Origin of the sequence: Flavobacterium jejuense, assembly GCF_006491595.2 — a bacterium.
GTDB lineage: Bacteria > Bacteroidota > Bacteroidia > Flavobacteriales > Flavobacteriaceae > Flavobacterium > Flavobacterium jejuense.
This window is the reverse complement of the sequence record NZ_VEVQ02000008.1, coordinates 145,440-169,801: the sequence shown is the minus strand read 5'-3', so window position 1 is coordinate 169,801 and position 24,362 is coordinate 145,440. Positions and strand designations below refer to the sequence as shown.

Genomic DNA, 24,362 nt, shown 5'->3' with positions numbered 1-24,362 from the left:
CGTTGAGAATTACTCCTTAAAAAAATAGAGTAATTCGTTAATTCTGTATTCATTTGGCACTAAAACTTCATTAAAAATCTTTACAGGTACATAATTAAAATCATTTAACTCACACCATTGTAATTGTTTTTCTAATATTTCATTTACAATTAAAGCATTGTAATCTAATTCCCATTTATCTGTCCAATCTTTTAACTCCATTTTATTGACATGCCAATCCTTTAAAGCATTTAAAAAATCTAGATTATCTTTATAAAGAGCTATAATTGTTTTTGCAACTTCTAAATAAGGATTGTCTGTATTATTTATGCTTAAATTATATGCAATATTCAATTTAACTTTTTCTGGATATTTTGATACTAAATCTAATGCCTCTTTAAATGCTACATGACAATGTGGACAACTAGGACTCAAAAATAAAATCAGTCCATTTTTTGAATTATTGTTTCCAATACTTATTTTATTTAACGCTAGTAATTCTTGTTTATTATTAACAGCATCAGCTATTTTATAAAAAATTTCTTCTCTTCTTTTAAAACGGATTAATTGTCTTAATTCATTTTTATTAGCATTCAAATCCTTTATTTTACTTTTCACAAAAAACCACAAAACTGAAACCACAGCTAAAAATAAAGCTCCAATAAGGATATTTTTTATTTCATAATTAACTGCATTGTAATTTAATAAGTAAAATAACACATTAAGAATTAATATAAATGATACAATTAAGCATAACAAACACCATTTCTTAAGTACTATTTTTTGTAAATAAATTGAAAAAGCAATTACTGGTAACGAAAAAGAACTTATTAACACTATAATACTTACAATATTTATGCCAAAAATTAGTCCTAAAAAAGAAAAACTAAAAAATATTATTGGTAGATCTACAAATTCTACATATTTTGAAAAAGCGTATGATTTAGATTGTATAATTGTATTGCAAGAAAACTCTTTATTAACAGAACAAAACTTTGATTCTTCCTTGTTATTTACATTAAAATAAGTAATCAGAATCTCTTTTGTAATGAATACACCTACAATAGATAACAATAATATTATTTTATAAAAAAGAGTGGTTTCATGAGTTAAAAAGACTCACAAAAGCCAATAATATAATAGATATAGGAAATAATAGACGAAATTTTTTAAGCTTTTCAGTATTAGTTAATTTAAGTTTTCATTTTCTTTAATGATTAATACTGTTCCTTTCCAGTACTTTTCTAAATCTTCTTTATTTAAAATTTCAATTTCTTGTTTTTCATTTTCAATAACAAAGTTTTCTTCTTTATTTACAAGCAAATAAAGTTCAGAATTAGTATTAATACTTAATTCTGTTAAGAAAAAAATAGGTAATTCATCTATATGTACAAAAGGAACATTTACTGCAATATTATCAATTCCTACTGTAGTTAATGATTCAGTTATTGCTAATAAACTTGGATAATTAGGATGAGAAGAATAAGTTTCTTTATATTCATTAACCTTAAAATCATACTTTACCTTTTGTAAGTATCTGAATACTAATTTTTCCATTATTTAAATTATTTTCTTACAAATCAAATCTAAAAAATGAAATATCAACTATTAATAATTTTATGTTAAATATAAAATAGAATTATATGGAAATTATTTTTCTTCTTTTTTCAATTCATTACTTCTGCTAAAAATATCCCTAAACTGATACAATAATCTTTCAATTAATCTTAGATCTTCCGTAACAATATCAGCCGTTCCGGTCATTTCTTGTTGGAAAACTATTTTCTTTTCATAAGATGTTTCTAAACCATTTGGCAAAGCTACATCTATCAATAAATTACCTTCTTTATCAGGAGTAGCTGAAATATTATTTACTATTCCTTTTACAACACCATATTCTCTATCTGGAAAATTAGCCAAGCGTATATTTACTGTTTGTCCTTTTTTAATTTTTCCAGAATTTTGTGCCAATGCTTTTACTTTTCCGATATATTTTTTTTCATTTATTGGTACTACTGAAAAAACTTGATCACCTGCTGAAACTGACTGATTTGCAGACCATAATTGTAAAAAAGAAACTTTTCCTTGCATTGAAGTTCTTAATACATAGTTTAATTCCCAATCTTTAATGGCTTTTTTCAATTGAAAAAAAGATTGCAACACGTTTCTTTCTAAATTAACAGCATCTTTAGTAGAATTTATAGTTGTGGTTTTGCTACTTCTATTTAATTCGTTTAAAGAAGATTTCAATTGAGAAATAGAACTTAATAAGTTTTTGTAATTCTTTTGAGATTGCAAATAGGTAAGTTTAAATTTTTCAAATTCTTGAGCTGCAATAACTCCTTTCTTATATAAAAGCTCTTGTCTATCTAATTGATTTTTTTCAAGTTCTAATTCGGATTGATTAATACTTTTCTGAGATTCTAATAAAACTAGTCTCTCTTTTAACTGACTAGCTTCAAAACCTTGAGCTCTAGACTCAACTTGATAAGGTTTTAATCGTTTTAGTAAGTCATTTGCACTGTATTCTTTTTGAAAAAGAGCATAAGCGTTTTCTACATCTCCTAATTGGGTATATTGTAACTTATCAAAAGGAAATGGTATTCTATCAACTTGAATTGTATCAATAATACTTTTTAACAAAAACACATCTTCATAATTTGCTGAATTTTCAATAATAGCCAAAGGAGTATTTTTCTCAACAATATCATTATCATTTACTAAAATTGATTCTATTTTACCTGATGTTCTAACCATTAATTTTTCAGGAGGAATAGCCGTAGTTACAATAATTTGTGTTGTATTAATATCGGGATATTTAATGAAATAGGAAAATAGCAAAACCATCAACAACATAATTAGAATTACTAAATTTCCCCATCGTATCATCCAATGTGGAACTTTTGTTAGTATTTCTTGTACCTGTTCACTTCTTAATTCTATATCAGAAGAAGTTGTAACGTGATTATTTTGATTCTCGTTTGGCATTATATCTTTTTAATCTTAAAATAACATTTATAGTATTGGAACATAGATTTAAAAATTTCACTAATTTTCAATCTATGTTCTATTGTCTTTTTTTAATTCCCTAGTTGCAATTGATTCTTCACTAATTTAAAGTAACTCCCTTTTAAAGCCACCAATTCTTCATGAGTTCCTGTCTCAATTATTTTACCTTTCTCTAAAACTACAATTTTATCGGCATTCATTACAGTACTTAATCGATGTGCTATAACTAAAACCGTTTTGTCCTTGAAAAAGACATTTAATTTTTCCATTATTTCTTTTTCGTTATTTGCATCTAAAGCACTTGTAGCTTCATCAAAAAACAACATTTCTGGATTTTTATAAACTGCTCTAGCAATTAGCATACGTTGTTTTTGACCCGTACTCATACCAATACCCTCTGACCCTATCTTGGTATTGTATCGCAAAGGATAGTCATCAATAAACTCTTTAATATTAGCTACATCAGCAGCGTAAATCAGACGTTCTTTATCGATAACATCTACTCCAACGGCAATATTATTTGCAATAGTATCACTAAAAATATAACCTTCTTGCATTACTGATCCTATATGATTTCTCCAGGCTTTTTGTGAAATATTTTTTAATGATGTTTTATTAATCAACACATCTCCTTCTTGAGGTTCATAGAATTTCAACAATAGTTTCATTAATGTTGTCTTACCGCTACCACTTGTACCAACTATAGCTGTAACCTTTTTTGCTGGAATAGTTAGATTCAATTGTTCTAAAACATTTACATCTGAACCAGTATAACGAAATGACAAATCCTTTATGGTAATATCATTTTCAGGAATATCTTTAGTTTTTTCACTTTCATCTTCCACTTCATCTTTCATCTCATGAATTTCAGATAATCTAGCTAATGAAATTTTAGCATCTTGCAATTCTCTTATAAAATTAATCAGCTGAACAATAGGACCGTTTAGATTACCAACAATACTAGTAATTGCCATCATCATACCTAGTGTAATTTGACCATCAATTACTAATTTAGCAGACAAAAAGATAATAATAATGTTTTTAAGTTCGTTAATAAAATTAGATCCAATTCCTTGAGTTTGTTCCAATACTAAACTTTTTAATGAAACACGAAATAACCTTGCTTGAATGTACTCCCAACCCCAACGTTTTTGTTTCTCTGCATTATGGAGTTTAATTTCTTGCATTCCATTAATCAGTTCTATCACTTTACTTTGTTCCTGGGAAACTTCTGCAAAACGTTTATAATCTAATTTTTCTCTTCGTTTTAAAAATAAAATTACCCATAGAAAATACAAAACACTTCCTGCAAAGAAAACCATGAATATACTTAAATTATAATAAGCTAAAACACAGCCCATTATAATCATATTAATAAACGAAAACAAAACATTTAAAGAGGAAGTGGTTAATATCCTTTCTATTCTGTGATGGTCATTTATTCTTTGCATGATATCTCCAGTCATTTTTACATCAAAATAAGAAATAGGAAGATTCATTAGTTTGATAAAAAAATCTGAAATTAAAGCGATATTTATTCGCGTAGATAAGTGAAGTAAAATCCAACTTCTTATGAGCTCTAGTGCTGTTTTCCCAAAGAATAAAAACAATTGGGCTAATAAAACAAGATAAATGAATTGAAGATTTTGATTTTGGATACCAACATCAACTACACTTTGGGTTAAAAAAGGAAAAATCAATTGCAGTAAACTTCCTGCGAACAAACCTATAGCTAATTGGACAACAAAAGACTTATATCGGTAAATATATTTAGACAGCAAAGTAAATCCGAACTTCGTTTTTCCATCTTCATCCTTATCATCATCAAATTCAGATTCATAAAACTTTGGTGTTGGCTCTAATAATAAGGCGATACCTTCCTCTGTAGTTTCGTCAGCATTATTTCCTATCCAGAACTTTAAAAATTCTTTTTCGTTATATTCAATTAGACCAATAGCTGGATCAGAGATATAATATCTATCTTTTTTAATTTTATATAAAACCACATAATGATTTTTGTTCCAATGCAAAATACAAGGAAGCGGTGCTTCTTCTAATTTATCTAAAGAAATCTTTATACCTAAGGATCGGAAACCAATACTTTCAGCAGCATCACTTAAAGTAAGCAAATTACTACCTTCTCTAGTGGTTTCAGAAAGTTCGCGAAGCATTTGTGTATTTAAGACTTTGCCGTTGTATTTGGCAATAATTTTTAAACAAGTTGGACCACAATCTTTGCTCTCTGTCTGTATGTAATGAGGAAATTTTTTCAAAAGTTTATTTAGATTTTATTCAAAAATAATAAAAAGAAACGGCCAAAACACTTATATCAATTAATGTTTTTTTAAAAATAGTAGTTTCATTATTTATAATGGTTTATCAATAAAAAACCTGTCTAAAACAACACTTTAGACAGGTAGAATTTAATATCTTAAAAATCAATTACTTAAAAAAAATCTATCAATATTATTTTCATTTCAATGGAAAGTATCCTCATTTAGCTTCAGTAAATTACAAACCATATTCTTCACAAACACCATAACAAGTAACGCATTTTACTCATGCACCGATGAATTTAAAGTACCTACTGAATTTAAAATTGATTTTATTATTATTAAAATACACAATGAAACCATTAACTTTTAACTCTTTACAATAAATTTATAAATTAGAACAATTTGATCCAATTACTGAACATTTTCTTGTTGAAGGAATCCAAATAGGATTATAACCAGTTAAGCTCATACATTGTCTTTCGGTAGAATTAAATGTATAGGCACCACACAAATTGCTCAAATCAGGTATTACTCCACCATTAACCCCTTTTTGTTCCTTTTTAGATAATTCTTGAGCTCCTACTAAATTTAAAATTGATTTTTTCATAATTTATGTATTATTAATTTGTTTTGAATACTACATGCATTTTAAGTCAAATACAGCTTTTGACTGAAAATTTTAAACCATTTCAGGTTCCTTTACTTCTTCTAATTCAGAAATAAAATACTTTAATTCTTTCAAATCATATTCCTGAGGAAATAAATGTGAATTTATTAACTTTACTGGTGTATAATTAAATTCATTAGCTAAACACCATTCATATTGTGACCTAATAGTTTCTAGAACTTGAAAATCTATTTTTTCTTGTTCCCATTTAGCTGTCCATTCAGCTAAGCTTATTTTTTCGATATGCCAATCTGATAAAGCTTCTTCTATTTTTTCTGGATAATCTTTATGAATCTGCAATAAATTTTTAGCTACAGACAAATAGGGGTTATCTGCATTTTCTGGATTCAAATTAAAAAAGATAGCTAATTTGAGTTTTTCAGGATAATTACTTATCAAATCTATTCCATCTTTAAAAGCAGTATGACAATGACCACAGCTCGGACTAAGTATTAGATTTAACCTTACATTTGTGTCTTTATTTCCTAATTCTATTTTTTGTAAACTTTCTAGCTGTTCTTGTTCTTTGACAGGTTTTTGCAAAGAAGAGAAAATAGAGAAATTTCGTTTAAACTTTAAAAGTTCTAAATTATCTTTCTCCAATTTTATTTTATCAAACAAAACAGGTTTTACAAAAAACCAAATTGGCAATACAAACATTGCTGCTTGTACCAATGCTAAAAAATTGAAATTAAAATTTTCTACAAAAAAAATAAAAAAGATTGATTGTAATACTAACAAACTCGAAATCGATAAACATAAAACACACCATTTCTCCAATTTTATTTTTTGTAACCAAATGGAATAGCCAACAACTGGTAATGATAATAAACTAAGAAAATTGATAATTGAAAATGAGTTAGGGTTAATAACTATTGCTAATATTCCTGTTCCAAAAAAGACTATAGGCAAATCTGAAAAATCAAGCCATTTTGTAAGCTTTGCACTCTCTGACTTAATTACTGAATCACAAGAAGTGTTTTCACTAAAAGAACATATTTTTGAAACAACTCCTTCTGTTTTATTTAATTTTTCATCAATAATTACAATACCTATAAAAAATCCTATTGATAGTATTCCCAAATTTAAAATAGAAATCCAACCCAAAGTTTGAAACTGTAATAAAAGAATAGCTAACAAGAAAAAAGCGAATAGAAAGTATTTGTTTTTCAACAAAGTTAGTTTCTTTTTTACTGTAACCTCATTAGCTTCAATTGCCACAACAACACCATTCCATTGCATTAAAAAATCGTCAATAGACAACTTTTTTGTCTCACTTTCTTTTTCAATAGTAATACTATTTTGATGGTTTCTTACCAAAACTACTTCATCATTTACAACTGCTAAATAAGAAGATGGTAATTCAGTAAATTGCTCTTTAGGAACTTGCGCAGCAACATTTTCAATTCCTAACAAATCAAAGGTATCCGTTACTGCAAAAAGACTAGGATAATTAGGGTGAGATAAAAAAAGATTCTCAAAATCGTTACTCTCGTCTCTATAATTGTTTATCTCTAGGAATTTTCGTACAGGAATAATCATAAACATAGTTGTATTATAGGAATTATAAATTTCAAAAAAACTGCCTAATAAAGACAGTTTTACATATTCTTAAAAATTAAATATAAAATCTATCCAATTTCAAAAAAGACTTACTTACATTTCTATTCTACAAGGAGCTGCACATGCCAAACTGTAGTACTTACATTGATTCGTTGTAGGATCTATACAATCTTTCAAAGCACCTTTTATAGCTACCAATTCTTTTCTTGATAACACTACTCCATTTAAATTTAAAATTGATTTTTTCATGTTTATTTATTTAAATTATTCTAAAAATCTTCTAAACAATACTACAAAATATTTTTTTTAGTATATTACAAGAAAACCACCAAAATTGTTAAATTTAAAAATCCCAATTATCATAATTTATATTAGATTCTAATCTGTTTTCTAAATCATCATCTAGGGAAGGAAAAAAATCAATATCTGTCATCTTTTCAATTTCATCAACTGAAGTAATAAAACTATACAGGGGTTTATCCGATTTTTGATGAGGAACTAAAAAACCAATCATTTTCTTATGATCATTAGATAATAAAATTTTATAAAAATATTTAGGAACAGCAACATTTTCAAAACCTATAGTTTCTAAATCATCAGTCAGAACTCCACCACTAACTACATAAATACTGTCTTGCTTTTTGGCCCAATATCTAACTTTCTGTTCCAATCTATTCCAAATACCAGCATTGAAATCATATTTTTGTGGAGAAATATTTGAAGTCAAAAATGTTTCCTCATAATCTTTAAGATTAGACCTTCTATCTCCTGCAGGACACAAATGTCCTTTATTATAGCCCGATTTTTTATAATTTCTCCAATGAGCAGCTCCTGTTAAAATATCAGTATCAATTTCAAAATATGGCCTTTTAAAATCCACCTCTTTTATATCAGAAGATTTTAACACATAGGCAACCCATTCAGCCTGTTCATATTCTTCTGAATAAGACAAAGCATAAGTTCTTTTCTTATAAACAGCACCTGTAGTATTAGAAGGTAAATAGTTAAATTCTCCCACTGAATTTAGTACATCATCATTAATAATCTCTGGCAAAGTTTGACCAACACCATTGTCACGACAAGAAGACAAACAAAATATCAAAATTATTAGAAACGAAATCCTTACACTATACATCTTTATTTGCTTTTAACTATCTTTGTAAAGATAAAATTAAATAAAATATATGAAAATTAAAGTTACAGTATTCTTCATTTTAATTCTTAGTTTACAATTTTCATTTGGACAAGAAATTACAGATAGCATTTCTACAACAAAAATAAAAACTGAAAAACAATTAGAGTTAGAAAAAGCAAAAATTAAAGCTGATAAAGAACGCTTAAAAACGGAAGAAAAAGCTAAAAAAGATCTCGAAAAAGCAGAGAAAGAAAGAGAAAAAGCACAAAATAAGCTTGAAAAAGCAGAAAAAGAAAGAAAAAAAGCAGATAAAAAAAGAGAAAAAGAAGCAAAAAAAGCGGAAAAAGCAAAAGACAAAAGAGAAGATGCAAAAAGAGACGTTAAAAAAATGAAAAACAAAATAGCGGATCAAAGAAAAGACATTGATAAAGAAAAGACTAAGTTTGAAAAAAGTCAAATAAAAGGAAAACTGAGTCCGAATGACGAATTAAAATGGAAAGAAAAATTACTAAAAAAAGAAGAGAAACTTCGCAAACAACAAGCCGATTTAGAAAAGGCCGAAAAAAAATTATCTAAACTTAATTAAACATTTATAGAAAAGAAATTTCATAAAACAAAAAAGCCAGCTAAAAGCTGGCTTTTTGATGAGATATAAAATTACTATGCTTCAAAAGGAATTATTGAAACATAAGATTTGTTATCTTTTTTCTTTTGAAATTTCACAACACCTTCAACTTTAGCATGTAAAGTATGATCTTTACCCATGTAAACATTTTCACCTGGATTGTGTTTAGAACCTCTTTGTCTAACAATGATGTTACCAGCAATTGCAGCTTGACCACCATAAATCTTAACGCCTAAACGTTTCGATTCTGATTCTCTACCATTCTTAGAACTACCGACACCTTTCTTGTGAGCCATGACGTTTTAAGTTTTATTAGTTAATATTATGATTAAACCGCTTTACCACCGTTTAATTCGTCTTGTAATTTTTGTAATTCATCCCATTTCCCATCAGCAGCTAATTGTGCTTGTTGTCCCCAAGTTGTTGGATCTAAATGAGATAATTTTGAAGTTGAAGCATCTAAAATTTCTTTTACAGATTCAGCACTAGCTTTCGCTAATTTAGCAAATGTATCAATTCCAGAAGTAACTAAAGCCTCAGCAGCTTTAGGTCCAATTCCTTCAATTTTTTTCAAATCATCACCTTTTTTAGAAGCTTTTGCTTTTGGAGCAGCTTTTTCAGCTACAGGAGCATCAGCAACTTTATCAGCTTTTGGAGCTGCTTCTTTTTTAGGAGCCACTTTCTTAGGAGTACTTCCTGAAGCAACGATTCCTTCAATGATAATTTGTGTCAATGATTGTCTATGACCATTTTTCTTTTTGAATCCTTTTCTTCTTTTCTTTTTGAAAACGATTACTTTATCACCTTTAAGGTGTTTTAAGATTTTTGCTTCAACAGAAGCTCCATCTATAGCTGGGGCGCCTAGAGTTACAGTACCATTATCATCTAATAAAAGAACTTTATCGAAAGAAATTTTGTTTCCTTCTTCTTCTCCTAGACGGTGTACATAAACCTTTTGGTCTTTGCTTACTTTAAATTGTTGCCCTGCTATCTCTACGATTGCATACATACGAATATGAATTTAGTTAATTTTTCAAGTGTGCAAATATACAACAAATTATTATTCAAACAACAAGCGCAAGTATTTTTTTATTTTAAAGGCTTATAGCTAACATAAATTACATTTTTTTTACATCAAAATGTAACATAATTAACTTTCACGCGACATATAGAAAAAATAACTCAAATATTAACATATGAAAAAATCTTTAATGGCTTTGAGTACTGCGCTTCTTATAGGTGGATCAACTTATGCCCAAAAAGTAACATTTGATGAATATGATTTAGCAAACGGACTTCACGTTGTGCTTCATCAAGATAATTCTGCTCCTGTAGTTATTACTTCTGTAATGTATCACGTAGGAGCTAAAGACGAACAACCTAACAGAACTGGTTTTGCTCACTTTTTCGAACATTTATTATTTGAAGGAACAAAAAACATTGAACGTGGTGAGTGGTTTAAATTAGTAACCGCAAATGGAGGAAACAACAATGCGAACACCACAGATGACAGAACTTACTATTATGAAGTTTTTCCTTCAAACAACTTAGAATTAGCTTTATGGATGGAATCTGAACGATTAATGCATCCAGTAATTAACCAAATTGGAGTAGACACTCAAAATGAGGTTGTAAAAGAAGAAAAACGTCTAAGAGTTGACAATCAACCTTATGGAAATATCTTTAAAGCTGTAAAACAAAATATGTTTAAAGTACATCCATACCGTTGGACAACAATTGGAGAAATGGAACATTTAGATGCAGCAACCTTAGAAGAATTTCAAGCTTTTAATAAAAAATTCTATATTCCAAACAACGCTGTTCTTGTAGTAGCTGGACAATTTGAAAAAGAAAGTGCAAAAAAATGGATAGAACAATATTTTGGCGCTATTAAAAAAGGACCAGCTATCGATCGTAAAACCTTCACAGAAGAGCCAATCACTAAAGAATTTAGAACAACTTGGGAAGATCCTAATGTTCAATTACCAATGGTATTAGCTACTTACAGAACACCCTCAATGAAAACAAGAGAAGCAAGAGTTTTAGACATGGTTTCTTCTTATTTATCTGATGGAAAAAGTTCTAAGTTGTACAAAAAATTAGTTGACGATAAAAAAATGGCTTTGCAAGTTGGAGCTTTTAACAACAGTCAAGAAGATTATGGTATGTACTTGATTTATGGTATACCAATGCAAGGCAAAACATCTGATGATTTAATCAAAGAAATCGACGAAGAAATTGTAAAAGTTCAAACAGATTTAATTTCTGAAAAAGATTACGAGAAATTACAAAATAAATTTGAAAATCAATATGTAAATAGCAATGCAAGTGTTGAAGGTATCGCTGACAATTTAGCTACTTATTATTTATTGTATGGCGATATTAATTTGATTAATACAGAAATTGATATTTATCGTTCGATTACTAGAGAGGAAATTAGAGATGTAGCTAAAAAATATTTAAATCCAAATCAACGCATGATTTTAGATTATATTCCTGCTAAAGACAAAACTCAAAACTAAAATTGAAGATGAAAAAAATACTATATATTGCAGCAAGTTTGTTTCTAACAATTACAATGCAAGCACAAGACAGACCACAACCTAAACCAGGACCAGCTCCATCTATTAATATCAAAAAACCAGAAAGTTTCACACTTAAAAATGGTTTAAAAGTATTAATCGTTGAAAATCACAAATTACCTAGAGTTTCTTATACCTTAACAATGGACAACACTCCGTATGCTGAGGGAAACAAAAAAGGTGTTTCAAGCATTTTAAGTGCTATGATTGGTAATGGAACCACAACTACTTCAAAAGACGCTTTCAATGAAGAAATCGATTTTTTAGGAGCAAACATTAACTTTTGGAGCGAAGGAGCTTCTGCAAATGGGCTTTCAAGATATTCTAAGAGATTATTAGAGTTAATGGCTGATGGTGCTTTAAACCCAATTTTTGTTCAAGAAGAATTTGATAAAGAGGTTTCTAAAGCTATTGAAGGTTTAAAAGCTGACGAAAAAAGTGTTACATCTATAGCAAGAAGAGTTGAAGGTGCCTTAACTTATGGGAAAAATCACTACAACGGTGAGTTTACAACAGAAGAAACACTTAAAAACATCACTTTAGAAGATGTTAAAGTAAATTACAATACTTATTTCGTACCAGGAAACGCTTATTTAGTTATCGTTGGAGATGTTGACTATAAAGACACTAAAAAAGCAGTTGAAAAATTGTTCGGTAAATGGAAAAAAGCTACTGCTCCTTCATTAACTTATTCTGAGCCTGTAGACGTTCAATACAGTCAGATTAATTTTATAGATGCTCCAAATGCGGTTCAATCTGAAATTGCCGTGGTGAATCTTTCTAAATTAAAAATGACAGATAAAGATTATTTTGCTGCTATTTTGGCTAACCAAATTCTTGGCGGTGGTGGAGAAGGAAGATTATTCTTAAACTTACGTGAAGCACACGGTTGGACTTATGGATCTTATTCTAACATTGGGTCGGGAAAATATATCAACAAATTTCGATCAGGAGCTGCTGTAAGAAACACAGTTACAGATAGTGCCGTTGTTGAAATTTTTAACGAATTAAAAAAAATCAGAACTGATTTAGTTTCTGCTGAAGAATTAAAAAATGCAAAAGCAAAATACGTAGGTAACTTTGTAATGCAAATTGAAAAACCTGCAACTGTTGCTCGTTATGCATTAAACAAAGAAACTCAAGGTCTACCTGATGATTTTTATGAAAACTACATCAAAAATATCAATGCAGTAACGGCTGAAGATATTAGAAATGCCGCTCAGAAATACTTTTTAGCAGACAATTCTAGAGTAGTAATTGTTGGTAAAGCTTCTGAAGTATTACCATCTTTAGAAGCAATGAGTAAAAAAGAAAAATTACCTATCTTCTATTTTGACAAATTTGGAAACAAAACAGAAAAACCAATTGTTAAGAAAGAAATTCCTGCTGGTATAACAGCTCAATCAGTATTAAAAAAATACATTGACGCAATAGGTGGTGAAAAAGCATTAAAAGAGGTTAAGACAGCTGTAGTTATCGCTACTGCAACTGTTCAAGGAATGAATATGGAAATGACTAATAAATATGCTGAAAACAAATTTTCATCAGATGTAAAAGCTATGGGTAATCCATACATGAAAACTGTCTTAAATAACGGAAAAGGCAGTATGGTAATTCAAGGGCAAAAAAGAGAGTTATCTGGAGCGCAACTTGATTCAGCAAAAGAAAGTGCAATGTTATTCCCTGAATTAGCTTTATTGAATGATAAAGAAACTGTACTAACTGGTATTGAAAACATAAATGGAGAAGATGCTTATGGTATAAAAAATGGAAATACTACTTATTTTTATGATACCAAAACTGGCTATAGAGTAGCACAAACTTCAGAAGCTGAACAAGCGGGACAAAAAGTAAGCCAAACCACTTATTTCCAAGATTATAAAGAGATTAAAGGAATTAAATTCCCTTACAAAACAATTGCAAATATGGGAATTGAAGTTGAATTAACCACTTCTGATGTAAAAATCAATGAAGGGGTTACAGATAAAGATTTTGAATAATCAAATACAACAGTAAAATAAAAGCTCTCAATTTCTTGAGAGCTTTTTTTATTTTCGACTCGAAAAATAAACACCTAGCAAAACAATACTAGCTCCTATAACTTGAAATAAATTTAAACTTTCATTCATAAAAAAGTATCCTAAAAAAATAGCTACTACTGGAATAATATAGGTCACAGAAGCTGCAAAAACGGGAGAAGACAATTGAATTAACTTAAAGAATAAAATATTTGACAAACCCGTTCCAACTACTCCTAAAATAGCAATATAAGTTAATGATGTAACTACTTTATCTTGTGAAGCAATTTCAAAAAAACCTGAAAAATACAAAACTATAAATGCTGGAATAAACATTATAATAAAATTTCCAGTACTTATAGTCAAAGGTTTTAAATCTGATAAATACTTTTTAATCAAGTTCACATTTATTCCATAAAACAAGGAAGCTAACAATATTAATAAAGCATAATAATAATTTTCTGTTGTATTACTCCCTTCACCAAATAAAACCAATATTAAACATCCTAAAAATCCAATTATTACTCCAAAAACCTGTCTTTTTTGAACCATTGTTCCAAAAAACAAAAGACCAACCACCAAAGTATTCAAAGGAGTTAGTGAATTTAAAATAGAACTAACCGAGCCATCTATTTTAGATAAAGCCAAAGCGAATAAATAAACTGGTAAAAAGGTTCCAAATAAAGAAGTAATCGCTATGTACTTCCATTTATGCAATGGAATTTTAGGAATTTCTTTAAACCCAACTACTATTAAAAACAAACCTGCAAACAATATCCTTAAACTCCCCATTTGAACAGAGTTTACTCCTTTTAAACCCAATTGCATCAATATAAAAGAACTTCCCCATACACAGCCTAAAAAAGCTAATAAATACCATTTTGTATTGTTATTTTCCATAAAAAAAATTTAGCATCCCAAAATTCACACTTTATTTTAACTTAACCATTCTTTTTTTATATAAATTTGTATTAATTAACAGATACTTATTTTTATAAAAATAATTAATATGAAAGAATTTAAACTAATCGCATTATCTGCATTCACTGCCATTTTATTTGTAAGCTGTAAGAACGAAAATGCAAATACAGTTGAAAACAACACAACAACTGTTGCTCCAGAAAATCTTGCAACTGCTTCTTTTACAATAGATGGAATGACTTGCCCAGAAGGGTGTGCTAAACTAATAGAAAATAAATTAGCCAGTCTAAATGGAGTTAGCGAAGCAAAAGTAGATTTCGAAAACAAAAAAGCAACAGTTACTTTTGATAATGAAAAACAAACTCCTGAAACTTTAGCAGAAACAGTTGAAAAAGTTGGTGGAGGTGAACTTTACAAAGTATCTGATGTAAAATCTTCAACTGATAAAGCTTACTATAACGGAAAAGACAAGAAGAAAAAGAAAAAATCTAAAGGAAAAGAAAAAGTTTCTTCTAAAGAAAATGTTGAAAAAAAATCTTGTTGTGCAGGAAAATCTTCTTGCGGTGAGAAAAAAGAGTCTGGAACTTTATAGTTCTTCATAAAAAAAACAGAAATAAAAAAGAGCGATTTCATTCGCTCTTTTTTATTTCCACTCTATAGTTTCCATTATTTTTCGAATATCATTTTTTAAATAGCTTGCCGCTGGAAGTATGGAATCATAATTAGGTTTTGCATAAAAATACAAGCTTCCAACCACAAAATTCTTTGTACTATCTGTTACATAAAATTGAGCATTTGTAGCCGCATTACCTCCTACTTCATAAAACATTCCATACACCTTTTTATCACTATTCATAAAAGGCTGTTCCAAAATATCATCAGCTTTTATAACATGATCATAAGTTAACTTTTGTGCATCTTTTAATAAATCTTCAATATTATTATCTACTGGCTTATAAGTAAGATAAATTGTTGCCTTCATTTTTGGATAATGTAATTCAAACGAACATACATTATTAGATTTCACTTTCACAACATCATTTACATCAAAAGAATAAGAACAATTCCCTTTAAGCAAACCATAGGTTGGTTCTGGATATTCTAAACGCAATTGTCCTTTGGGTTTTGGAATACTGTCTTCTCCGCATGAAGCAAGCAAAAAAGATAATATTATAGTAGGAATTATATATTTCATCTTTTTAATTTATAGTAACTTTTATTTGTTTAATTCTGCGATTATCAACATTTTCTACAGTGAACATATACGCATTAAAAGAAATTTTTTGATTTTTTTTAGGAAAATTTCCAGATATCTCAAGAATAAAACCTGCTAATGTTTCAGCTTCTCCTTTTTTATCCTCAAAATCGACACCATTAACATCTATAATTCTGTAAAAATCTTTAAGACTAATTTTCCCCTCAAAAAGATAGTTATTATCATCAATTTGAGAATAAATAATATTTTCATCATCAAACTCATCACTTATATCACCTACAATTTCCTCCAAAATATCTTCTAAAGAGACCAATCCAGAAGTACCTCCATATTCATCTACAACAATGGCTAGGTGATTTTTCATACCTTGAAACTCTTTAAGCAAATTATCTAGTTTTTTATTTTCAGGAATAAAGAAAGGTTCTCTGATTAGAGATTGCCACTCAAAGCCTTCGTCATCAATATAAGGAATTAAATCTTTAATAAACAAAACCCCTTCGATTTGGTCTATATTTTCATGATAAACTGGAATTCTCGAGTACCCTTTCTCTACAATTTTCACCATTATATCAGGAAAACTTTCTTCCTTGTCTAAAGCAAAAATATCAATTCTAGGGCTCATTACCTGTCTCACTTCTGTGTTACCAAAAGTTACAATTCCTTCTAATATTTTTTGTTCTTCCTGTGTTGTTTCTGAATGATTGGTCAACTCCAGAGCTTGAGATAATTGGTCAACAGAAAAACTAGTTCTTTGTACACTGAACTTCTTTTCAACATACAAAATTATATTTCTCATTGGAATAGTAACAGGAGTAAGGACTTTATCTAAAATTGAGATTGGTAAAAAAACCATTTTAGCAAAGTTAACATTATTTCTATTCGCATAAATTTTTGGCAAAACTTCACCAAACAGCAAGATTAAAAAAGTAACTACTACAACCTCTAATACGAATCGAACAACACTTGAACTTATTGAATTAAAGAGCTTCTCACTAATTGATGAAAATAAAATTACAACAGCTATATTAATAAAATTATTAGCTACTAATATAGTTGCCAATAGCTTCTTTGGCTTTTCTAGCAAATGACTGATAACATTACCCTTATTCTCATCTTCTTCCTTTAAATCATCAAGATCTTTTTGAGAAAGAGAAAAAAGAGCCACTTCAGAACCTGAAATAAATGCAGAACAAAAAAGCAGAAAAAAGACAGCTACTAATCCTAGTATTAGCTCAAAATCTATAGTATTTATAAAACTGGAAGGATCTGGATCCAATGGAATATTGTATTAATTAAACATTAAAATGGTAAATCATCGTTATGAGTACCACTATTTGAGTTGTCAAAATTAGTGTTTTTTGGGGACTCAGAAACATCAGTTTTTAAATTTTGTTTAGTTGCTTCTGAATCTTTTTTAGTAGTTAGAAAAGTAAATTCAGTCACTTGAATTTCAGTTGTATATTTAGTACTACCATCTTCCGCTTGCCACTGACGGGATTTAATCCTTCCTTCAATATAAATTTTATCTCCTTTAGAAAGAAATTTCTCACAAATTTCAGCCGCTTTATTTCTAACTACAATGTTGTGCCATTCTGTAGATGTTATTTTTTCCCCAGTTGTTTTATTGATATAAACTTCATTTGTTGCTAATGGAAATCTTCCTATACAATTCCCTCCTTCAAAATAATGCATTTTTATCTCATCTCCTAAGTGACCTATCAAAAGCACTTTGTTTAAAGTTCCATTCATGGCGTGTATTAATTTTATAAATCAAATATAGTGTTTTTTTTGAAGTTTTATAAATAATTTGAAGCTATAAAGTTATGAATAACTATAGGAAAAGGCAATTTCACTAATTCATCTATTGACAAAGCACCTTCTATTTTATGATTAAACTTCAATTCAAAAAAATGAATATGCAAATGTTGATGAGATAATTTGTGTACCAATTCTTTCTCGTTTTTTAAAATAATTTCGTTAGAATTAAATTTAACTCGAATTTCTTCCACAACCTCTGCCAAACTCTTTTTTTGAATATTTTCTAGTAACGTAAACTCATACAAATTAAACCATATTCCTTTGCCTTCTCTTTTTACGACCACAAAACCATCACTACTATCTCTGATAATGACATAATTAAAATAGCGATGAGTAACTTTTATTTTCTTAGACTTAATTGGTAATTCAGCTACACATTTTTTTTCAAGAGCAAAACAACTGTCATTAAAAACACAAGTTGGGCAATTTGGGCTTTTTGGCACACATTGAAGCGCACCAAATTCCATAATAGCTTGATTAAATAGTGCTGGATACTTTTCAGGCAACAATTCTTGTGCTAATTGTTGGAATTCCTTTTTTGTATTTGCAATAGCAATATCAGAAGTAATTCCAAAAACTCTTGAAAGCACTCTAAAAACATTTCCATCAACCACTGCAACAGGTTCATTATACGAAAAAGAAGCAATGGCTGCTGCTGTATATTCACCAACACCCTTTAAAACAAGTAACTCTTTATAATTTTGAGGAAAAATACCGTTTAATTCATTCACAATATATTTTGCAGTAGTATGTAAATTTCTAGCTCTAGAATAATACCCTAATCCTTGCCATAATTTAAGCACTTTTTCTTCTGTAGCATTCGCCAAATCAAATACTGTTGGAAAATGACTTAAAAAAGCATCATAATAAGGCTTTCCTTGTACTACTCTTGTTTGTTGTAATATAATTTCAGAGAGCCAAATTTGGTAAGGTTCATTGGTTTCTCTCCAAGGCAAACTTCGTTTATTTTGTAAATACCAATTAATTAAGGTTTTAGAAAAGTTCATTTTTTTATATTGGGAAACAAAAATAAAAATATTAGTGCTTAAAAATTAATTAATTATGATTGATTTATTATTTTTTTAATTCATATATTTGCAAACTCAAAAAAAGAAGATAAAAATATTAATACGAAAGAAAATGACGAAAGCAGACATTGTAGCTAAAATTTCTGAAAAACTAGGTCTTGAAAAATCTGATGTTCAAGCAACTGTAGAGACTTTTATGGAAGAAGTAAAAAACTCATTAGAAACAGGTGATAATGTATATTTAAGAGGTTTCGGAAGCTTCATTATCAAAACAAGAGCTGAAAAAACTGGAAGAAACATTTCAAAAAACACAACAATTAAGATCCCTGCTCACAATATTCCAGCATTTAAACCTGCTAAAGTGTTTGTTGAGAGTGTAAAAACGAAAACTGAAATAGCAGTATAAATCATTTATTAATCTAAACCAACAACGTTATGCCAAGTGGTAAAAAGAGAAAAAGACATAAGGTAGCGACTCACAAACGTAAAAAGAGAGCGAGAGCTAACCGTCACAAAAAGAAAAAGTAGTTTAAAACTACTTTTCTTTTTTTTAAGTTCTTTGAAATTAATCAGTTAATTACTGATTATCGGGTAAAAATACCTGTAAAATATTGTTTAATCCATCTGTACTATTATAGTAATTAGTAACTAGTAACCAGTAATTAGTGTTTTTTATGCTAATCACTATTCACTATTTACTGTTCACTTAACAAGTATGGATAAAAATGTACAGCGTGAACAAAGAGTTAATTATTAGATCAGGTTCAGAAGCAGTAGATTTTGCCTTATTAAAAGATGGAAAACTAATTGAATTACACAAAGAAGAGGAGAAAGGAACAAATTTTAGTGTTGGTGATATTTTTATTGCCAAAATAAGAAAACCAGTTGCTGGTTTAAATGCCGCTTTTGTTAACTTAGGTTATGAAAAAGATGCTTTTTTACACTATCATGATTTAGGTCCCAACCTACCTTCTTTGATGAAATTTATTAAACTTGTAAGCGCAGGTAAACTAAAAGATTATTCACTCAAAAATTTTCCTTTTGAAGCTGAAATCAATAAAGATGGAGTTATTACTGATATTCTCAGTGCCAATCAATCGGTTTTAGTTCAAGTAGTTAAAGAACCTATTTCCACAAAAGGTCCCAGAATAAGTTCTGAGATTTCATTAGCTGGAAGATATGTTGTTTTAGTTCCTTTTTCTGATCGTGTATCGATTTCTCAAAAAATTGATTCAAAAGAAGAAAAAGACAGATTAAAAAGACTGGTTCAATCTATTCGACCAAAAGGTTTTGGGGTTATTGTGAGAACAGTAGCCGAAGGCAAAAAAGTAGCAGAACTAGATAAAGACCTACAGCTTTTATTAGACAGATGGTCAGCCATGAGTAAAAGGCTACAAAATGCACATCATCCATCAAAAGTATTAGGAGAACTTAACAAAGCATCTTCTATATTAAGAGATGTTTTTAATGATACTTTTACTAGTATTCATATAGATGATGAAGAATTATACATTCAAACGAAGGACTATTTGCAAGAAATAGCTCCTGATAAAGTGTCTATCGTAAAACACTATCAATCGAAAGATCTTCCTCTATTTGAGAAATATCATATCGAAAGACAAATTAAAACTTCCTTTGGAAAAACAGTTTCCATGAGCAAAGGAGCTTATCTAATTATTGAACATACGGAAGCCTTACATGTAATAGATGTAAATAGCGGAAATCGTTCAAACAAGGCATTAAGCCAAGAAGATACTGCCTTAGAAGTAAACATGATTGCCGCAGCTGAAATAGCAAGACAATTGCGTTTACGCGATATGGGAGGAATCATAGTAATAGATTTTATTGACATGCAAAATGCAGACAATAGAAAGCAATTATATGATTTCTTAAGAGAAGAAATGAGTGACGATAAGGCTAAGCATAAAATCTTGCCTCCTAGCAAATTTGGATTAATTCAAATTACTAGACAAAGAGTTAGACCAGAAGTCAATATTAAAACAAGAGAAGAAGATCCTAATGAAAATGGAGAGATTGAAGCTCCAATTTTAATTATTGACAAAATAAAATCTGACTTAGAAAGAATTTTAAAAGCCCATAAAAAAGTCGTTTTAAACGCACATCCTTTTGTGGCAGCATACCTTGAAAAAGGTTTTCCATCAATACGTTCAAAATGGTTTTTTGAACATAAAAAATGGGTGAAAATTATACCTCGTGACGCTTACACGTATCTTGAATATCATTTCTTTGATAAACAAGGAAACCAAATTAAATAATCCTGAAATCATTTTCGGAATTATTACAACAAAAAACCGCTATTCTTAATTGAATAGCGGTTTTTTTATTTAAAAATACCTGAAGTCCACTGGACTTCCTCCTCTTATTATCAAATCTCGTGACGCTTACACGTATCTTGAATATCATTTCTTTGATAAACAAGGAAACCAAATTAAATAATCCTGAAATCATTTTCGGAATTATTACAACAAAAAACTATAAAAAACAGACTTATTTTTTGACAAACTTTTTAATTCCTACTTTATTTTGATTAGTGGTCACCTTAATAAGATATAATCCATTTTGCAAATTAGAGACATCTGCTTCATTCTCTTTTGTTGCTATAACCAATTTTCCATCTAAAGAGTAAATAGCCATTGAACTTATTTCTTCATTAGTATGGATAAACAATAAAGAAGAAGTTGGGTTTGGATAAACTTCAAAATCATTAAAAGAATTAAAAAATTCTGAATGTAAAGCTGGATCAAACTCATAAACACCTAAATCAACCGTTCCACTTACAATTCTTGCATTTCCATTTAAATCAGTTGTTATAGCTCCTAAATAACTATTATTACCTGCATTAATAGCTGGAGAACTACTCGTTAATTGAAAATCAGAGCTACTTACAAATAATGGATTTACATTTGTACCTCCTAAAACTCCACCTTGTATAATATTATTAAACCCTGAAGGGTTAATAGAACCCGAAGAAGGAAAAATATACAATGGTGTTGTATTCCCATTATTATAAATAATTGAATTCACTATAGTTGTATTAGAACCATATATTATGGAAATAGCATGACCACTAGGGCCAGTATTATTTGTAAAAGTACAATTCGTCATACCTGAGTAAGCTGTAGTATAACTTCCACCTGCTGTCGTGTTTTGATACGTCGTAATACATGATGCTCCTTGGTTAGAAGTACCATTTGATACATTATTATGAAACAAACAATTTGTAAAATAACTACTTACTCGTTGATTCAAAGTATTACTTCCTCTCCCTTGTAGAAAAATATTTGAAAAACTTCCTGAAGACTGGTTATTTCTAAAAATACAACTTTCAAAATTTACAGAAATATACGAATTAGACATTAACGTAAATTGTGAATATACACCGACATCAGAACCCGTGTTTTTTTCAAGTATACAATTCTTAAACTCCGCATATATACTATAATTTACAGCATCATTTGTTATCGCACATATAGCTCCTCCTCTTGTATCATCATAAGAATTGGCTCCACTTGAATAACTATAGCTTCCATTGGCATTTCCTCCAGTAATTGTAAAACCATCTATTACAATTCCTGATAAAGAACCTATTAAAGAAATAACATGAAATACATTATCACCACGTAATCCATTATTATAAACAATACTTGAATTGTCATTATCATTCAAATCTCCACTTAAGATAGTAATATTCGTTTTAGGATCCCTTTGTGCCAAAGTAGTTTCGGTTCCATTAAAACCACCATAAATTTTAGCATTTGTAGGAATTAAAAAAGTTGCTTTTTTAGCATCTGCCAAACCACTTGTTGAAGGTTTGTATGTTCCTTGTGCTACACGAATATCAATAGTATTTGAAGTCATATTCTGAAAAGCATCTTCAAGAGAAGTGTAGGCGTCTGCCCAAGATGAACCATCATTCAATCCAGTTGCAGCATAATTTACATAAATAGGTCCTTTAGTTGTAAAGGTACTAACCAAATACCAACCAGAATTAGAGTTTCCTGAACAAGCTTCACTTGTATAAACATCGTAACTTGTATTTGAAGTTAAATTGGTAAACGTAAAAGTATTAGATAAAATTCCATTAACAACAGTTCCATTTGAGATTGATTGCCCAGAAAGCACATAAAGTAAATCGGTAGTAATACTAGGATTCCAAGTGGCTATTACACTATTATCAGTAATTGAACTAACTTGGAACGCACATAAATCTCCATTTTCATAAGCACCCATATCAATAGTAGTATTCACTATTCTTGGATTATTATTCAAATCTGTTGTTAAACTTAGATAAGTATTATCTCCAGCATCTTTAGCGGGAGACACATTCGTTAGTTGAAAATCTGAAGTACTTACAAAAAGTGGATTAGCGGTAACTATATTTAGTTTCGTTGGAACAGTAGAAAAATTATCACTATCTAACGAATTATAAGCACTTAAAGTTGTAGGAAAAGCATCTACTATGTTATTCACAGCCATTGATGTTGCACCTCCTACTCCAGTATTATTCCAAAAAATACAATTATAAATTGAACTATTCAAGTAAACAGCAGCTGAACCATTTTTAGAAAGTCCGATTGTTCCACGATTTACCACGAAAGAATTGGTTCCAGAATCTACGTTATTCACATACGTATTATTCACAAAATTAGCATTTACAGTTGACCCAGCAGAGTAGGCTCTAAACCAACCTGCACTTCCAGCATAGCCTTTTGTTGCTCCATTATCAATCGCTTTATTGTTTTCAAATAACGAATTTCTAATATCTACATTCACAGAAACATTAGCCACATTTGTATATTGGTAAAAAGAAGTAGCATAAGTCGCTAGGTTATTTATAAATTTAGTATTCTCAACTAATAAAAAACCAGAAACATCAAATCGAGCATGAACACCTGCTGCCGCATTTAAACTGACATTATTTTTAAATTCACAATTTCTAATCGTTAGACTTCCGAAAGTATCACCTCTATACAAAGCAGCACCAGAGGAATGCACTCCTACACCATTTGCGTGACCATCAGAAAGTATTAATCCATCAACAATTGCATTGTTTGCATTTATCACCATTAAATGTTGGCTGTTATCATTTCTGGTTGTATTAGAGAATGCAATAGTTGTATTATCATTAGCCAATAAATCACCTGATAAAATAGTTGGATTTGCAATCCAATCTCTTTCAGACAACTGTGTTTCCGTACCATTAAAACCTCCATAAACAGCAGTATTAGCATCATCAATTAAAAAAGTAGCATTAACACCTGTATTAGCAGGTCTGTATGTTCCACCAGCAATCCAAACAGTTCTGTTACTTGATGCTATTGAATTTAGTGCTACTTGTAAATCTACATAAGCATCTGTCCATGAAGTTCCGTTATTAGCACCTGTTGCTGCATGATTAACATAAATAGTTTGACCTTGCACTAACGAACATATACTTGTGATTAATAAAAGTAAAATTGCTCTCATAATAAAAATTTTATAGTTTATGATAACAAAATTGCGCA

The 24,362-nt window shown here is 29.4% G+C and carries 22 protein-coding genes; 6 read left to right on the top strand and 16 right to left on the bottom strand.

Annotated features, from left to right (window positions below; genetic code table 11):
* Window positions 1-9 precede the first annotated feature (9 nt).
* From FIA58_RS13400 to FIA58_RS13365, 8 genes are all read right to left on the bottom strand, one after another.
* A complete protein-coding gene (locus FIA58_RS13400; RefSeq protein ID WP_140962987.1) occupies window positions 10-1,053 on the bottom strand; it encodes a vitamin K epoxide reductase family protein in 1,044 nt (347 codons plus the stop codon).
* A 114-nt stretch (window positions 1,054-1,167) separates the two neighbouring features.
* Window positions 1,168-1,536: a cysteine peptidase family C39 domain-containing protein gene (locus FIA58_RS13395; protein ID WP_140962986.1), complete on the bottom strand. Its 369-nt coding sequence runs from the start codon at window positions 1,534-1,536 to the stop codon at window positions 1,168-1,170.
* 93 nt (window positions 1,537-1,629) lie between these two features.
* A complete protein-coding gene (locus FIA58_RS13390; protein WP_140962985.1) occupies window positions 1,630-2,967 on the bottom strand; it encodes an HlyD family secretion protein in 1,338 nt (445 codons plus the stop codon).
* Between the two features lie 92 nt (window positions 2,968-3,059).
* Window positions 3,060-5,261, bottom strand: a complete 2,202-nt coding sequence (locus FIA58_RS13385; protein WP_140962984.1) for a peptidase domain-containing ABC transporter — start codon at window positions 5,259-5,261, stop codon at window positions 3,060-3,062.
* Between the two features lie 388 nt (window positions 5,262-5,649).
* Complete coding sequence (locus FIA58_RS13380) at window positions 5,650-5,871, bottom strand: hypothetical protein (protein ID WP_140962983.1); 222 nt, start codon at window positions 5,869-5,871, stop codon at window positions 5,650-5,652.
* Between the two features lie 72 nt (window positions 5,872-5,943).
* Entirely contained in the window at window positions 5,944-7,473 is a 1,530-nt protein-coding gene (locus FIA58_RS13375) for a vitamin K epoxide reductase family protein (protein ID WP_165928922.1), read from the bottom strand.
* Between the two features lie 114 nt (window positions 7,474-7,587).
* Window positions 7,588-7,743 (bottom strand): hypothetical protein, encoded by a 156-nt coding sequence (locus FIA58_RS13370; RefSeq protein WP_165928918.1) that lies wholly within the window; start codon window positions 7,741-7,743, stop codon window positions 7,588-7,590.
* Window positions 7,744-7,837: 94 nt separating this feature from the next.
* Window positions 7,838-8,629, bottom strand: coding sequence for a DNA/RNA non-specific endonuclease (locus FIA58_RS13365; protein ID WP_140962981.1), 792 nt, complete (start codon window positions 8,627-8,629; stop codon window positions 7,838-7,840).
* A 49-nt stretch (window positions 8,630-8,678) separates the two neighbouring features.
* Here FIA58_RS13365 and FIA58_RS21340 point away from each other — a divergent pair, with 49 nt between their 5' ends.
* Window positions 8,679-9,215 (top strand): hypothetical protein, encoded by a 537-nt coding sequence (locus tag FIA58_RS21340; protein WP_208022809.1) that lies wholly within the window; start codon window positions 8,679-8,681, stop codon window positions 9,213-9,215.
* 74 nt (window positions 9,216-9,289) lie between these two features.
* On the opposite strand, the gene rpmA is transcribed toward FIA58_RS21340, so the two are convergent.
* Together rpmA and rplU are read right to left on the bottom strand one after the other, a co-directional pair.
* Window positions 9,290-9,550, bottom strand: a complete 261-nt coding sequence (rpmA, locus tag FIA58_RS13355) for a 50S ribosomal protein L27 (RefSeq protein ID WP_140962980.1) — start codon at window positions 9,548-9,550, stop codon at window positions 9,290-9,292.
* Between the two features lie 32 nt (window positions 9,551-9,582).
* Complete coding sequence (gene rplU, locus FIA58_RS13350) at window positions 9,583-10,263, bottom strand: 50S ribosomal protein L21 (protein WP_140962979.1); 681 nt, start codon at window positions 10,261-10,263, stop codon at window positions 9,583-9,585.
* A gap of 187 nt (window positions 10,264-10,450) precedes the next feature.
* Between rplU and FIA58_RS13345 the strand changes: the two genes are divergently transcribed.
* Window positions 10,451-11,776, top strand: coding sequence for a M16 family metallopeptidase (locus FIA58_RS13345; RefSeq protein ID WP_140962978.1), 1,326 nt, complete (start codon window positions 10,451-10,453; stop codon window positions 11,774-11,776).
* Between the two features lie 8 nt (window positions 11,777-11,784).
* Window positions 11,785-13,836, top strand: a complete 2,052-nt coding sequence (locus tag FIA58_RS13340) for an insulinase family protein (protein ID WP_140962977.1) — start codon at window positions 11,785-11,787, stop codon at window positions 13,834-13,836.
* A gap of 48 nt (window positions 13,837-13,884) precedes the next feature.
* Here the strand turns inward: FIA58_RS13340 and FIA58_RS13335 are convergent, their stop codons facing one another.
* Window positions 13,885-14,754, bottom strand: a complete 870-nt coding sequence (locus FIA58_RS13335; protein ID WP_140962976.1) for a DMT family transporter — start codon at window positions 14,752-14,754, stop codon at window positions 13,885-13,887.
* 109 nt (window positions 14,755-14,863) lie between these two features.
* Here FIA58_RS13335 and FIA58_RS13330 point away from each other — a divergent pair, with 109 nt between their 5' ends.
* Complete coding sequence (locus tag FIA58_RS13330; RefSeq protein WP_140962975.1) at window positions 14,864-15,367, top strand: heavy-metal-associated domain-containing protein; 504 nt, start codon at window positions 14,864-14,866, stop codon at window positions 15,365-15,367.
* Between the two features lie 51 nt (window positions 15,368-15,418).
* On the opposite strand, the gene gldD is transcribed toward FIA58_RS13330, so the two are convergent.
* From gldD to mutY, 4 genes are read right to left on the bottom strand one after another with little or no spacing between them, the layout of a single operon-like run.
* Window positions 15,419-15,970 (bottom strand): gliding motility lipoprotein GldD, encoded by a 552-nt coding sequence (gene gldD / locus FIA58_RS13325; RefSeq protein WP_140962974.1) that lies wholly within the window; start codon window positions 15,968-15,970, stop codon window positions 15,419-15,421.
* Between the two features lie 4 nt (window positions 15,971-15,974).
* Window positions 15,975-17,267 carry a gliding motility-associated protein GldE gene (locus tag FIA58_RS13320; protein WP_140962973.1) on the bottom strand — a complete coding sequence of 431 codons (1,293 nt, stop codon included), beginning with the start codon at window positions 17,265-17,267 and terminating at the stop codon, window positions 15,975-15,977.
* Window positions 17,268-17,290: 23 nt separating this feature from the next.
* Window positions 17,291-17,740 carry a single-stranded DNA-binding protein gene (locus FIA58_RS13315; protein WP_140962972.1) on the bottom strand — a complete coding sequence of 150 codons (450 nt, stop codon included), beginning with the start codon at window positions 17,738-17,740 and terminating at the stop codon, window positions 17,291-17,293.
* Window positions 17,741-17,787: 47 nt separating this feature from the next.
* Window positions 17,788-18,816 carry an A/G-specific adenine glycosylase gene (gene mutY, locus FIA58_RS13310; protein ID WP_140962971.1) on the bottom strand — a complete coding sequence of 343 codons (1,029 nt, stop codon included), beginning with the start codon at window positions 18,814-18,816 and terminating at the stop codon, window positions 17,788-17,790.
* A gap of 88 nt (window positions 18,817-18,904) precedes the next feature.
* On the opposite strand from mutY, the gene FIA58_RS13305 reads away from it, so the two are divergent.
* The gene (locus FIA58_RS13305) at window positions 18,905-19,243 is read left to right on the top strand and encodes an HU family DNA-binding protein (RefSeq protein ID WP_262887683.1); all 339 of its coding nucleotides are present in this window, start codon (window positions 18,905-18,907) and stop codon (window positions 19,241-19,243) included.
* A 328-nt stretch (window positions 19,244-19,571) separates the two neighbouring features.
* Window positions 19,572-21,113 carry an Rne/Rng family ribonuclease gene (locus FIA58_RS13300; protein ID WP_140962970.1) on the top strand — a complete coding sequence of 514 codons (1,542 nt, stop codon included), beginning with the start codon at window positions 19,572-19,574 and terminating at the stop codon, window positions 21,111-21,113.
* 232 nt (window positions 21,114-21,345) lie between these two features.
* Here FIA58_RS13300 and FIA58_RS13295 read toward each other — a convergent pair whose 3' ends face one another.
* Complete coding sequence (locus FIA58_RS13295) at window positions 21,346-24,324, bottom strand: beta strand repeat-containing protein (protein WP_165928921.1); 2,979 nt, start codon at window positions 24,322-24,324, stop codon at window positions 21,346-21,348.
* Window positions 24,325-24,362: the final 38 nt, after the last annotated feature.

Coding starts and splice junctions, on each gene's coding strand:
- FIA58_RS21340 (WP_208022809.1), top strand. CDS start 8,679: ATGAAAATTAAAGTTACAGTATTCTTCATTTTAATTCTTAGTTTACAA.
- gldD (WP_140962974.1), bottom strand. CDS start 15,970: ATGAAATATATAATTCCTACTATAATATTATCTTTTTTGCTTGCTTCA.
- FIA58_RS13345 (WP_140962978.1), top strand. CDS start 10,451: ATGAAAAAATCTTTAATGGCTTTGAGTACTGCGCTTCTTATAGGTGGA.
- FIA58_RS13340 (WP_140962977.1), top strand. CDS start 11,785: ATGAAAAAAATACTATATATTGCAGCAAGTTTGTTTCTAACAATTACA.
- FIA58_RS13390 (WP_140962985.1), bottom strand. CDS start 2,967: ATGCCAAACGAGAATCAAAATAATCACGTTACAACTTCTTCTGATATA.
- FIA58_RS13330 (WP_140962975.1), top strand. CDS start 14,864: ATGAAAGAATTTAAACTAATCGCATTATCTGCATTCACTGCCATTTTA.
- FIA58_RS13315 (WP_140962972.1), bottom strand. CDS start 17,740: ATGAATGGAACTTTAAACAAAGTGCTTTTGATAGGTCACTTAGGAGAT.
- rpmA (WP_140962980.1), bottom strand. CDS start 9,550: ATGGCTCACAAGAAAGGTGTCGGTAGTTCTAAGAATGGTAGAGAATCA.
- FIA58_RS13365 (WP_140962981.1), bottom strand. CDS start 8,629: ATGTATAGTGTAAGGATTTCGTTTCTAATAATTTTGATATTTTGTTTG.
- FIA58_RS13295 (WP_165928921.1), bottom strand. CDS start 24,324: ATGAGAGCAATTTTACTTTTATTAATCACAAGTATATGTTCGTTAGTG.
- rplU (WP_140962979.1), bottom strand. CDS start 10,263: ATGTATGCAATCGTAGAGATAGCAGGGCAACAATTTAAAGTAAGCAAA.
- FIA58_RS13335 (WP_140962976.1), bottom strand. CDS start 14,754: ATGGAAAATAACAATACAAAATGGTATTTATTAGCTTTTTTAGGCTGT.
- FIA58_RS13375 (WP_165928922.1), bottom strand. CDS start 7,473: ATGATTATTCCTGTACGAAAATTCCTAGAGATAAACAATTATAGAGAC.
- FIA58_RS13370 (WP_165928918.1), bottom strand. CDS start 7,743: ATGAAAAAATCAATTTTAAATTTAAATGGAGTAGTGTTATCAAGAAAA.
- mutY (WP_140962971.1), bottom strand. CDS start 18,816: ATGAACTTTTCTAAAACCTTAATTAATTGGTATTTACAAAATAAACGA.
- FIA58_RS13380 (WP_140962983.1), bottom strand. CDS start 5,871: ATGAAAAAATCAATTTTAAATTTAGTAGGAGCTCAAGAATTATCTAAA.
- FIA58_RS13395 (WP_140962986.1), bottom strand. CDS start 1,536: ATGGAAAAATTAGTATTCAGATACTTACAAAAGGTAAAGTATGATTTT.